This window comes from Cryobacterium sp., assembly GCF_026786305.1.
GTDB lineage: Bacteria > Actinomycetota > Actinomycetes > Actinomycetales > Microbacteriaceae > Cryobacterium.
In genome coordinates, this window is the sequence record NZ_JAJAYI010000046.1 from 1 (window position 1) to 11,215 (window position 11,215).

The following is an 11,215-nucleotide window of genomic DNA, read 5'->3' on the forward strand; positions in this document are numbered from 1 at the left end:
CGTGCGGGCGCGCAAGACCGTCCATGGTTGCTGGACAGTCATGGGCGGCATCAATCCAGAATCGAACATCCATCGATGTTCGTGTTCCCGTTTTGGACGACAATCCGCTTCGGGCCCGCGCGCCTACACAATCTTGAACGGCAGGCGGCGGAGCGCAGCAGCGCGCTCGGGCCGAAGCCGGCCGTGTCGAAAGTTGTGGCGCTGCTTGTGCACCCACGCTGCCAGCTCCCGCTCCCCCGCATCCGATGACCGGTAACGCGGCACCCGCCCCTCCCGCTCAAGAAACGCGCGCAGCAGCTCGAGCTTGACCCACCATGCCCCTACCGCCGGCTCCCAGACGAAGCCGGGGATCCGCTGCAGCAGGTCTGCCTGCCACGCCGGCATCCGTCCGCGCTTGTGCCGTCGTCGTTGGTTACGCAGCCATCCACCCAGAGTCGCCTCCGAACCCACGCCCGCCTCGAGGGGCAACTTTCCCTTCGTTGCCCGGAATGACCGGAGCTCCTCGTAATTGGCCATCCAGCGCCGTTCCAGCTGGTCGAACGATCCGTCCTCCATCGCCATGGCGCGTGCCCTTCCGGGCGGAGGTCACGGCCGCCCAGAATGTCATGCGCGGCACGTTGCTGTTATGGAGCCTCGAGCCATCAGTCCGGAGCCCGGGTCAAGCACCGGGTGGCGATGGCGCGGTCGTGCCCGGCGTTCTGGCGTCCCCCCACGAACTGGCGCTGGAGCAAGGTCCTACGTGCGGCGTAATATCGTCGTCGCAGGGCCGGCTGCTCGAGCCTGAGGAGCACCATGGCCCACGAACACGACCAGCCACCGAACGGATCCGGATACCCGGGGTTCCGCGGAGATGCATTCGAGCAGGCATACCGGGAACACGGCATCGAGCCGCCGTGGACGCAGGTGTGGGACGACGGGGTCGACGTGACCGATCAGCACCCGTCGACGTGGCCGTTCCCGTGGAACCCTGCGAAACGGCCCCGACGCCGCCGGTGACGTGGTGTGACTAGCCCACACCGGAGCCCGCATCGGCGCGCGGTTGGATTATGTGCGATTCGCCAGGCAGAACAGGTCGAGGTTGAACGTCGTCACGTTCAGGATGCCTTGGCTGATGATTGTCGGGTCACCGTTCTTGTCGAGGAGGACGACGCGCGACTCGAAGCGGTCGTCACCGGCGCCGTAGACGACCGTCTCGTCGATGTGGTGGTGATAATGGCCGCCGAGGTACAGTGCGGGGCGCAGCTGCAGAAATCCGCGGTGGAACATGCGACGTCCAGCGGCTGCGTATTCGCGCCCCGCCGACGACCACTCGTCGGCGGTTTGGGCCAGCCGACGATCGAGGCCGGGAAGGTTCAGGGGTGCGTCGTGCCCGACGAGGAGGTCGGCGGGCTCGTCGCCGACGGCGTCGAGGTCGGCCTCGGTGATCGACTCCTGCGGCCACCACGAGGATCCTTCCCGGCGGTATTCAACGTCGACGGAGTTCGCGCCGCCGAGTGCGGCGAGGGTCCTCCCAGAGGCTAGGCGGGTTCGGTATCCGCGCGGTATGTGCGCGATGTTCGGGCGTATCCACCGCAATCCGTCTGGCCCGATGGGGAAACGGTAGAGCCGACTGAAGTCCTCGTGGTTCCCGTCGACGAAAAACAAGGACTGGCCTCGGGCGAGGAGCCTCTTGCTCAGCTTGGCGACGACATTGTCCCAGTTGGCGCCCGGCCAGATAAATCCAAAGTCACCCAGAACCAGAAGTATCCGGATGTCGCGCGTCGACATCGCGCCCGACACCCGCAACACATGGTCGAGATCGCCGTGCACGTCTCCGAGAATTCCGATTCGCTCGGCTGTCGACAGTGATTCCATCGGATCCTTGCTTCCTTTGTTGATGCCGGGCTTGTCCCGAGCTCATCGACGTCGAAGTCGTCGAAGCCAGCTCCGGCGACCGGAACGTTCCTTTCGACGCTCAGAAGGCTCGACGCTCAGAAGGCTCGACGCTCCCGAGGTCCGCCAGATCGAGAATCCACTGCGGACTCGAGCGGTTCACCTGTCGATCCGACTCCACCCGAACTCGCGCCGCCGCCACCCTCACCTTCTTTGATAGGACTGGCCGCACGAGTGTCTCGCGACACGTGCATACGTGCATACGTGCACGGTGATCATCACATGTCCCACCGCCTTCCCCTTCGTGGGTCCTGTCGGGCATCTCGACAGGTGCAGTTCTACTCGAGTTTGCCCACTCCGCCGCAGCCGACCGGTGGGAATGTCGATGAGTCGGCGGTATGGCCAGCGACCTCCGAGTTACCGTGAACAAGGGCTTCGCGTGGGCGCAGGCGGCGACATTCGAGCCGTTCGTTGCCAGATTCGGAAAAACTTAGAAAGATTTTATACGCTTCTGATCAGTGCTTTACCTGAGGAGAGAGACGCAAAATGACGATCCTCGACCGAAATGAATCGAATCGCGAAAATGCGCCACACACATACCTCTGCATGACAAACAACCGACTCATCGACATTCCCACCTCCGCCGCGAACGGCGCCGACAACGGCAGGATCATCGACCCGTACATAGTCGCTCAGGCCAACGACCGCGTCACACAGACCGGGGCGCTCGACCTCCTCGCCAGCTGGCGCACCCCGCACCAGCGTGCCGGCCATGAGCGCAGCACCGTCTCCGACCGAGTCATCCTCGTCGGCCTGGTGCTGCTCGCGGGCGAACGCTCCCCGCACACGATTACGACGCTGGCAGACCTGATCCAACACCGCTTTGCGCCCGAGTCCCGCGAACTGCTGTGCCTCCCGACGCCGGAGTCGAACACCGACCTCGAGACGGCATGCTGGTACAGCCGGACAGGCGACGCCTATCACCGGTTGCTCGATCTCATGGATCCCTTCCCGCAGAAACGCGGCCGCACCTTCACCTTCACGGAGACGCAGGCCGCGCTGGACGCCCATGACCCCGAACGGGAAATGATCATGAAGGCGCGCCTCGACACATTCACCAACGCCTTCCTCCAGATGACCTTCCGCGAGCAGCCTCAGAACCTTCGCGAAGGCACAATCTCCCTCGCCATCGGCGAAAAGCTTCTCGCGTCACCGAGCCGTCGCGGCCACTCGAGGGTGCGCAGGAGCTCGAGCCCGAAGTGGGGATGGTCGGCGTGCATCGCACTGGTCGTGAATTCAGAGGAGGCGGGCGCGCCCCGCAAGCTCCAACTCGCAATCGGGGCCACCGTGAACCCTCCGAGCGCCGCGTCGGCTGACGCCGCGCTGAACGTCATGGGCGCCGCGCTCCTGACCCGGCTGCCCATCGGCGTCGTGCACGCGGACAAGCGATGCTTCCCGGCCGCCCCGGACGCCGATGTGGGTTCAGCGTTGGAGGCGAAGGGCAGCATGCATGCCCAGCGGGTCCTCCCCTGCGGCAGTCCGGAATGGGAAGCACCGCGCGGTCACGCCGGGTACTCCTTAGAGTGCCTGAACGCGCGCATCCACCGGAGCACCGGTTTCACGCACGCGACCGGGGCCCTTTCCACCATCGAGGGCTTGGCCGCCGCGCAACTGGCCCTCACCATCGTGCTGACCGACGCCAACCTGCGCACCATCGCCGCCGCTGCCGCCCGCAGCGAGCAGCCCGCTCCCCACTAACCGACGTAGCTCAGGGGGCGGGCGCAGGTTGCGCCCGCCCCCATTTGGCGCGCTCTCAGCTGTCCCAGAACCTGCCGAGTTCCTGCGCGATGGCGAGCACGGGTTCCAACCGTCCGGCACGCATCATCTCCACGGCCGTAAGCCCGTCGAACTCGATCGGTGACGGTTGAAACAGCCAGAGGGCGCTTCCCCACGGATCCAAGCTGGCGTGCATCGCGGCAAGTACCTCGGGCACACCCGGCAGCAGCTCCACGCGCACACCGAACTGGCGCGACGGAAAGATGAACTCGCCGCCCTGAAGTGGGAGCCCGAGGAGCTCGCCTCGCTGGACCATCCCACGCACAACTTCCGGCGAGACATTGAGCGACCGGCAGACCGAGGTGATGTCGTAGAACGGACCGACCAGCTCGTCCCAGAGCTTGTCCTCCCTGCGGGCGCGCGCCTCACCGGCATCACCGGCCTGCCGTCCACCCATGACTCACTCCGTGTCCGTTGCCGACCACGCTAGCGACGTCGCCGCCGATTGCCAGTCGATCCGTCGGCCAATGTCACGGGGTCGGCGAATCGGACAAAAACGCCCTCAGCCTCTCTGCTCGGGCGGCCGGGTGAGCGCCGTATTGCAGCAGGCGCATCTGGCGGCCGAGCCAGCGGGCCAGACTGAACTCAGCGGCATCCACGACATTGAGGTACGGGATTCGGCCGGTGGCGATGCGGTGCTGGATGCACTCGACGAGTCGCGACTGCCATGCCGCCTCGTGCGGATCCCAGCGGAACGACGGACTGATGTCGAGGCGAATCACCTGGTACCGGGTCAGATTTTGCTCGTAACGGCGCTGGCGCCGGGCCCACTCCCCGGCGTGCCGCTCAGACGGCGGAAGGGAGCTGCGGTTCCGTGTGTTCTCCCGCGGGCTTCGTCCATGAGTGCGCCAGAAGCCCTCATGCCGGTGGAGCGCTTCGGCCCAATTCCTCGCGCGCTTGCCCGGAAGCGGACCGGATGCTTCTGGTTGGCTCGAGAGAGCTTGATCAGCCGCCCAGTATTCGAGCGACCCGTCGGCTGTCTCCTCGGCCTGCAACGCTGCGAATGCTTGCGCACACAGGGCGGCCGGAGTGAGATTGTCGTGCACGTGGTGCCTTCCCGGACCACCTGACAGCGGTCTCGGAAATGACATGCGCGGCAGGTTGCGGATTTCCCCGCGCAGATGTCGTGAGTCTTTGGGCGTCGACTGACACGTTGACGGGAGGTCTGCAAGCGAACTAAGGGGACAACCGGCACGATGCTGGTTAACTGGGGCACATGGGCAAAGCGACAGGCGTGATTGGTATCGGCTACGAGGGACAGGACCTCGAAACGTTTGTCGATGGCCTCGTGAACTGGAATGTCCGAACCCTCGTCGACGTACGCCTAAATGCAATCTCCCGCAAACGTGGGTTCTCTAAGACCGCTCTTCGGGCCGGTCTCGCTGTTGCGGGAATCAACTACCGGCACGAGGCTGTTCTCGGAAACCCCAAGGACAACAGGCAAGGGTTTGCCGAATTCGGATCGGCAGAGGGACGTGAGGCGCGGGAGCGTTTTCTTGCACGACTCGCCTCCGACCAGTCCTCCGCCGCATTGGACTCGATTGCTGACCTCGCTTCGACATCCCGTGTTGCCATCATGTGTTTCGAGCAGAGCGAGCGGCACTGCCATCGCCACGAGGTTCTGGCCGAACTACGCGACCGTCTCGAAACTCTCGTAAACGCCTAGAACAGCGTTGCGCCGTAGTCGGAACCAGCTGGCGGATAGTACATACCCAGGACGGAGAAGTTCTTGCGCTTCGTTGCGTCGGCGAAGTTACCGACAATGAAGTGAGTTCGACGCTGCGGTGAGCAGATCATGTCGAAGAATTTATCTTTGATGGACGCTCGCGCCAGCTCGTCCGACTGACTCTTGAGCCGGCGCTCGTAGGCGACAAGCTCCCAGTCAAGAATCCGTTGCTTGTGTCCTTTGCAACCGGATTCCTCGCACGTGTATTCGTATCGCGCTTCGAATCGGGGTGCTTCGAGCGGAATCAAGCGCGCATCGGGGTTGAGGAGACTGGGCTGGCCAATGAAGTTCGCAATTGAGCGAGTTTGGGCACCAGTCCAACCAGGGTGATTGGTGATTGCCAATCGTTTCACCGTCGCCGGGCGAACGATGCCGAGCGAAGGGCCATTGATGTCTGCATCTAAGCCTGCTCTGAGATGGCACATCGTGGTGACCATCGGCTCAAGGAGCGCTCCGCGGGCGCGATTCCCCCACGGCTGTCCCTGAGGAACGATCGACTCGAGAACGGGGCGCCTGCTCTCCGGTCTTGGATCGCGAGGTGACGCGTTGATGTCGACGTCGATCACCACGAACTTCCGAAACGTTTTTGGGTCCGCCAACTGGCGGTAGGGAATCGGGTAAAGACGGATCCACTCTGGCTGGGACCTGTCCAACCGAATGCCGGCGACGCAGACTGTGTCGCCGTATGTCGACGACGGCTCAGGAGATGCTTTCACTGCTACGAGAACTTTCGCTTTTTCCGCTGCCATGGCCGTGGACCGTCCTCCCTATGTGAGTGACCCTAGCTTTACGCACATTTACAAGAATTGAGAGCATTTCAAGTGCAACCCCTTAATTGAAGCGCCTTGGTGCGCCTCCCCCTTCGCCGTCGTCCGCTTCGATCCACACCATTGCACTGTCTCCCGACGTTTCTTTGCTCACGTGTTGTACTCCTCCGCGTCTGGGAGCGGCCAGTTAGTTGCGATCGTCCGCATACCGCGGCGCCATCGACTCCATCTGCTCCATCACGAGGCGAATCGCGTCGGGCTGCTTGTCCGGCGGATAGCCGTTTTTCACGAGCAGGCGCTTGATCGAGGCCCGAAGTTTGGCCCGCACGTCGTCGCGCACGGTCCAGTCTGTGCGCACATCGCGGCGCATGACATCGACGAGGTCGCGGGCGATCTGGGCAAGGATGCCCTCGCCCTGCACCTCGACAGCCGACTCGTTCTGGGTCACGGCGTCATAGAACGCGAGCTCGTCGGTGTTCAGCGGAGGCGTGAACGACAATCCTCTGGATGCCTCGGCCGCGATCTCCTTGGCCAGCTCGACGAGTTGCGCGATCACCTCGGCGGAGGTCAACTGCTGGTTGGTGTACCTGGTCATTAGCTCACCGATGCGCGCGGAGAAGGCCCGCTGCCGCACGACGTTGTTCCGCGCCGCCGTCGCCGACTCCTCGAGCAGCATCGCCGGCAAAGCTTCAATCGCCAGTTGAGGGTTAGGTGCTTCCTGGGCGGTTTTCACGAACCCGGGGGTCAGGTCCGCGAGCGACGGTCGGGGCATCCCGGCCGCCGCATAAATGTCGACGACGTCCTGCGCGTCGGTCGCCGTATCGATCAGCGCCACGAGCAGCCGCTGCACCTCATCCGGGATCGGCTCGCCGCGGGCCTGACGGTCGCGGGCGTCGAACTTCGCCATCCACACCCGCACCTCCTCGAAGAACGCGATCTCTGGACGCAGCTCGGGAAGGTTCTTGCCCCCGGATGCCAGCGCCCACGCCCGCGCGAGCTGGCTCGAGAACTTGCGGTATTGCGCAGCGAGCGTCTCGGCACCGAGCTCGGGTGCGTTCGCGGGCCCTACCGCGCGCAGGTAGTTGGTGGCGCCGGTCGCCGCGTTGATGTAGGCCTTTGGTCCCCCGGCGTTCAGCACGGTCTTCCAGTCGTAGCCAGCAAGCAGGGCGCGGATTCGGGCGACAAGCTCCTTGGTGAGATCACCCGCCTCGCCCGTGTCCCGGCCGACTGGCTTCTCTGCCTGGTCGCGCACCGTGTACTCGGCGAGGGCCTTCGCGAGGTTGTCGACAAGCGGCGCGTACGCGACGAGCAGCCCGTCGGCCTTGCCACGGAAGGTGCGGTTGACCCGCGCAAGGGTCTGCATTAGCAGGGCGCCCTTGAGAGGCCGGTCGAGGTAAAGGGTATGCAGGGGCGGGGCATCGAACCCGGTGAGCATCATGTCTTTGACGATCACGAGCTCGAGTTCGTCGTCGGGATCGCGCAGACGGCTGTTGATGACCTCGTTGTCCGACGGCCGGCGCACGTGCTCCACGACCGGCGAACGATCCCTCGTCGCCTACGACCACTGAACCGATTCGGGCGCACCCATCTGGCGAGCACCCGGGAGAAAAGGCAAAGAGAACCGGGGTCAGCGCCGGGCCTGCACTACGAGCACAAGAATCGCGACCGCGGGCAGCGCCGACAGTGCGAGGGAGCCGATCCACAGGCCTCGGTGCTCACCGCGAGACAGTCCGATCACGGCGAGTACAGCTGTCGTGATGACGAGTGCGGCGCCGGCGAAGAAGACCCCGACGAAGAACCCGGGGCCGCTCCTGCTGGCATCGAGTGCGGCGTCGATGCCGGCGACGAATCCCCAGGACATGAGGGAGATGCCCGCGATCGCGATCGCGATGCCGATGAGCGGACGAGTGCGGCTCATCGAGGTGGTGATGGTCATGCTGGCCTCCCGGGTTGGAGTCACGTCCCCTGAACTAGTGAATTTTCCTCTACGCCGTGCGAAGCGATGCCTCAGTATAGGGTCCGCGAGTTCCGCGAGGATCGCCGTCTCGTCATTGATCTCGGTGGGGTTGTTCGTTTTGGCCAGCTCGAGCATCGATGCGGCCGCGAAGTAGCGACGTCCGCCGGCTTCCTATTCGTCGCGCTGCTCGATCAGGACCGGCCGAGCCAGGCCAGCAGGGCTGGTGCGTTGGGAACCACGCCGACGCCGTCGGTGCGGCGCATGATCTCCCTGTTCTCTCGTTCCAGCGGGCTGGTCGACCAGATCCGGCGCCAGTGACGACGCGGGACCGCCACGAGTGCGAGCAGGTCCGGTTCGGCATTGACGAGCATGGCGGCAAGTTTCGGGTGGGATCAGCCGAGCATTGTGGTCAACGTGATGGGATCTTGCTGTTTCCGGGCCATACCTTGACGGTCCGGCCACGGTATTCAAACCTGCTGTTTGCGGCGTTCAACGTGCACGCCGCTGACGAAGGGTCATGCCGTGAATTTTCCGCAAGCAATCGCAACTGTCTTCCGCAAGTACGCCCAGTTCAATGGCAGAGCCAGTCGGCCGGAGTTCTGGTTGTGGATGCTGTTCACGGGACTTGTCGCCGTCGTTCTCTCCGCCACCACCAACGGTGCCGACGGCGGCAACTCGTCACTCGCGGGACTTTGGGGCCTCGCGGTGTTGGTCCCGACACTCGCCGTCGAGGTTCGCAGACTCCGAGACGCTGGCTTCCGATGGGGTCATGCCTTCTGGGGCCTGATCCCTTTCGCCGGGCTGATCATCCTCGGGGCGCTCAACGCTCAACCTTCCCGCACACATGTTCCTGCGGGCGGTGACCCGCCACGCAGCTCGCCCCTAGCCACACTCGGCTGGGGAAAGTTCACCTCCAAAAACCTCCTTGACCTCGCGCCACCCAACGCGCTGGTCCAAATGCAGCAGATGCACACCGTCTCGACGACAAGCTTCTACCCGCTCCTCCCAAACCCTGCCAGACGGCTATCCATTGGGCCCGCTTTTGCGGGAACCAGGATTACTGTTGGTTTAGCTGCCTCGCTGACGTCTATTCCACAAAGAAGCTTTCGACTCCAAGTGGATGGGTGCCGGTGCGCTACTTCCCGCGGTGAATTCCCCGGTAGTTTGTGGGAGTTGTTGCGAGGTCGCGCGCGAAGTGAAATCGCAGGTTGCTGGATGTCCCGAACCCGCAACGCTGCGCGATGGCCTCAACGGTCAGATCAGTGACCTCGAGCAGTCGCCGTGCCTCGTCGACGCGCCGGGACGTGAGCCATCGTAGGGGGGCTGTGCCCGTCTCGGCCAGGAACCGGCGAGCAAAGGTGCGCGGAGACCAGCGCGCGTGTTTGGCCATGTCGGCGACCGATATGGGCTCTGCGAGGTGATCGACCGCCCACGCACAGGTGGCAGCGAGCCCTTCAGAGTGGGCGACGACAGGGCGCTCAACGAATTGCGCTTGGCCGCCGTCGCGGTGAGGTGCGACAACCATGCGCCGAGCAATCCCGGTCGCGGCATCGGTGCCGAAATCTTGTCGGACGAGGTGCAGGCACAGGTCGATGCCGGCGGCGACTCCGGCGCTTGTGCTGATACCGCCGTCAACGACGTAGAGCACGTCGGGGTCGACACTGATGCGCGGATAGCGGGAGGAGAGTTCGGCGGCGTCTCGCCAATGAGTTGTCGCCCGTTTGCCGTCCAGGAGCCCGGCGGCCGCCAACGCGAACGCGCCGGTGCACACGGAAACCATGCGAATGCCGCGCCGAGACGCTTCACGCAGCGCGTCGAGTACGGCGGCCGACGGGTCTCCAAGGGGGACGAATCCTGGCACGATGACGGTGTCCGCATCCAGTAGCGAGTCCAGGCCACCCGTCGCCTCAATGGCGAATCCGGATGTCGTCGGAATCAGCCCGGGAATCTCCGCGCAGACCGAGAACGAGTAGCGCTCGCGCTCGTCACTGTGGCCAAAGACCTGCGCCGGTATCGCAAGGTCGAAGGCAACGACGTCGGGGAGTGCCAGAGCCACAATGTGATGCATGGAGTCAGTGTCTCACGATTGAGGCAGAATTCTTTTGATCTGTGGCATTCCTGCCACTTTCGTCTGCTGAACGGCCCTGCCATCGTGTGTCTCATGACAACTCCTACGACTACAGAGACCCGGCACATTGGCATCTTCCTCTTCGACGACGTCGAGGAACTCGACGCCGTGGGGCCCTGGGAAGTCTTGGCAAATTGGACCCTCAGATTTCCGGACGACGGATACGAGGTCTTTTGCGTCTCCCGTGACGGGCGTTCGGTCCGGGCGGCGAAGGGTCTCGTTCTCGGTGCACACCACTCTTTTGCGGACGCGCCGAACTTTGACGTCTTGGTGCACCCGGGTGGGCAGGGAACTCGGACGCTGATGAGGGACGAAGCGCATCTGGATTGGGTACGCGCTCAGCGTGCGACGACCCCGCTCATGACGAGCGTGTGCACCGGGAGCCTCGTCTACGCCGCTGCCGGACTACTCCGGGCTAGGCCGGCGACGACGCATTGGGAGAGCCTGGGGCTGCTCGCAGAGCTCGATCCCACGATCATGACCAGGGAGGAAGACCGTTTCGTCGACGATGGTGACGTGATTACGAGCGCCGGGGTCAGCGCGGGCATAGACATGGCTCTCCATCTCGTCGAGCGCCTCGCCGGTGTCGACCGAGCCCGCAATGTACGGCGGGATCTTCAATACGACCCCCAGCCGCCGGTCTGAGCTCATTCCCGGAATGGCACGGCGGAAATTTGGCGCTCGTCCTGGTGCCGCGCGCCATGCAACCGTCGGATTCGCCCCACTTCATGCTCTGACTCCGAGTCCATTCGCAGCCGCAAGGCCAATACACGCCAGGAGACGCCATGCCATTCCCCGCCGACATCAGGGTGCACGACCAGACACTACGGTGGCCTACGCCCATGCTCTCACCAGCAATCGGCTGGGGAGCGGTTGTGGGAGTAGTCACGGCCGCCGCTCCACTCGGATTGTGGTGGCTCACTCCATCA

Annotated in this window: 11 protein-coding genes and 2 pseudogenes; 4 read left to right on the plus strand and 9 right to left on the minus strand. The window is 64.1% G+C overall.

The genetic code is table 11. From position 1 onward, the window contains the following. Positions 1-123 precede the first annotated feature (123 nt). Both LH475_RS05020 and LH475_RS05025 read right to left on the minus strand, forming a co-directional pair. Positions 124-561, minus strand: coding sequence for a helicase associated domain-containing protein (locus LH475_RS05020; RefSeq protein WP_297413022.1), 438 nt, complete (start codon positions 559-561; stop codon positions 124-126). Positions 562-1,044: 483 nt separating this feature from the next. Then, the gene (locus tag LH475_RS05025) at positions 1,045-1,854 is read right to left on the minus strand and encodes a metallophosphoesterase (protein WP_297413023.1); all 810 of its coding nucleotides are present in this window, start codon (positions 1,852-1,854) and stop codon (positions 1,045-1,047) included. A gap of 624 nt (positions 1,855-2,478) precedes the next feature. On the opposite strand from LH475_RS05025, the gene LH475_RS05030 reads away from it, so the two are divergent. Continuing rightward, positions 2,479-3,630, plus strand: a complete 1,152-nt coding sequence (locus LH475_RS05030; RefSeq protein ID WP_297413024.1) for a hypothetical protein — start codon at positions 2,479-2,481, stop codon at positions 3,628-3,630. Between the two features lie 55 nt (positions 3,631-3,685). Here the strand turns inward: LH475_RS05030 and LH475_RS05035 are convergent, their stop codons facing one another. Beyond that, on the minus strand, positions 3,686-4,105 hold the full coding sequence (locus LH475_RS05035) for a hypothetical protein (protein WP_297413025.1): 420 nt from the start codon (positions 4,103-4,105) through the stop codon (positions 3,686-3,688). Positions 4,106-4,178: 73 nt separating this feature from the next. Then, on the minus strand, positions 4,179-4,799 hold the full coding sequence (locus LH475_RS05040) for a hypothetical protein (RefSeq protein ID WP_297413026.1): 621 nt from the start codon (positions 4,797-4,799) through the stop codon (positions 4,179-4,181). A gap of 125 nt (positions 4,800-4,924) precedes the next feature. Here LH475_RS05040 and LH475_RS05045 point away from each other — a divergent pair, with 125 nt between their 5' ends. After that, positions 4,925-5,374, plus strand: a complete 450-nt coding sequence (locus tag LH475_RS05045; RefSeq protein WP_297413027.1) for a DUF488 domain-containing protein — start codon at positions 4,925-4,927, stop codon at positions 5,372-5,374. Here the strand turns inward: LH475_RS05045 and LH475_RS05050 are convergent. The 4 genes and pseudogenes from LH475_RS05050 to LH475_RS05065 form a co-directional block, all read right to left on the minus strand. Next, positions 5,371-6,183, minus strand: coding sequence for a hypothetical protein (locus tag LH475_RS05050; RefSeq protein WP_297413028.1), 813 nt, complete (start codon positions 6,181-6,183; stop codon positions 5,371-5,373). The two genes, LH475_RS05045 and LH475_RS05050, sit on opposite strands and share 4 nt — an antisense overlap. Before the next feature lie 205 nt (positions 6,184-6,388). Beyond that, positions 6,389-7,732, minus strand: coding sequence for a type I restriction enzyme endonuclease domain-containing protein (locus tag LH475_RS05055; RefSeq protein WP_297413029.1), 1,344 nt, complete (start codon positions 7,730-7,732; stop codon positions 6,389-6,391). A 96-nt stretch (positions 7,733-7,828) separates the two neighbouring features. Next, entirely contained in the window at positions 7,829-8,137 is a 309-nt protein-coding gene (locus LH475_RS05060) for a hypothetical protein (RefSeq protein ID WP_297413030.1), read from the minus strand. Positions 8,138-8,349: 212 nt separating this feature from the next. Next, positions 8,350-8,535, minus strand: a pseudogene (locus LH475_RS05065) (transposase); the annotation flags it as partial. Positions 8,536-8,680: 145 nt separating this feature from the next. On the opposite strand from LH475_RS05065, the pseudogene LH475_RS14515 reads away from it, so the two are divergent. Next, positions 8,681-8,986, plus strand: a pseudogene (locus LH475_RS14515) (DUF805 domain-containing protein); the annotation flags it as partial. Positions 8,987-9,293: 307 nt separating this feature from the next. On the opposite strand, the gene LH475_RS05070 reads toward LH475_RS14515, so the two are convergent. Further along, positions 9,294-10,226, minus strand: coding sequence for a helix-turn-helix domain-containing protein (locus LH475_RS05070; protein ID WP_297413031.1), 933 nt, complete (start codon positions 10,224-10,226; stop codon positions 9,294-9,296). Between the two features lie 93 nt (positions 10,227-10,319). Here LH475_RS05070 and LH475_RS05075 point away from each other — a divergent pair, with 93 nt between their 5' ends. Beyond that, entirely contained in the window at positions 10,320-10,931 is a 612-nt protein-coding gene (locus LH475_RS05075; RefSeq protein ID WP_297413032.1) for a DJ-1/PfpI family protein, read from the plus strand. Positions 10,932-11,215 lie beyond the last annotated feature (284 nt).

Bases quoted from the DNA above. Each gene is read 5' to 3' on its own strand.
- LH475_RS05050 (WP_297413028.1), bottom strand. From the start codon at position 6,183: ATGGCAGCGGAAAAAGCGAAAGTTCTCGTAGCAGTGAAAGCATCTCCT.
- LH475_RS05075 (WP_297413032.1), top strand. From the start codon at position 10,320: ATGACAACTCCTACGACTACAGAGACCCGGCACATTGGCATCTTCCTC.
- LH475_RS05040 (WP_297413026.1), bottom strand. From the start codon at position 4,799: ATGTCATTTCCGAGACCGCTGTCAGGTGGTCCGGGAAGGCACCACGTG.
- LH475_RS05030 (WP_297413024.1), top strand. From the start codon at position 2,479: ATGACAAACAACCGACTCATCGACATTCCCACCTCCGCCGCGAACGGC.
- LH475_RS05045 (WP_297413027.1), top strand. From the start codon at position 4,925: ATGGGCAAAGCGACAGGCGTGATTGGTATCGGCTACGAGGGACAGGAC.
- LH475_RS05070 (WP_297413031.1), bottom strand. From the start codon at position 10,226: ATGCATCACATTGTGGCTCTGGCACTCCCCGACGTCGTTGCCTTCGAC.
- LH475_RS05020 (WP_297413022.1), bottom strand. From the start codon at position 561: ATGGCGATGGAGGACGGATCGTTCGACCAGCTGGAACGGCGCTGGATG.
- LH475_RS05035 (WP_297413025.1), bottom strand. From the start codon at position 4,105: ATGGGTGGACGGCAGGCCGGTGATGCCGGTGAGGCGCGCGCCCGCAGG.
- LH475_RS05060 (WP_297413030.1), bottom strand. From the start codon at position 8,137: ATGACCATCACCACCTCGATGAGCCGCACTCGTCCGCTCATCGGCATC.
- LH475_RS05025 (WP_297413023.1), bottom strand. From the start codon at position 1,854: ATGGAATCACTGTCGACAGCCGAGCGAATCGGAATTCTCGGAGACGTG.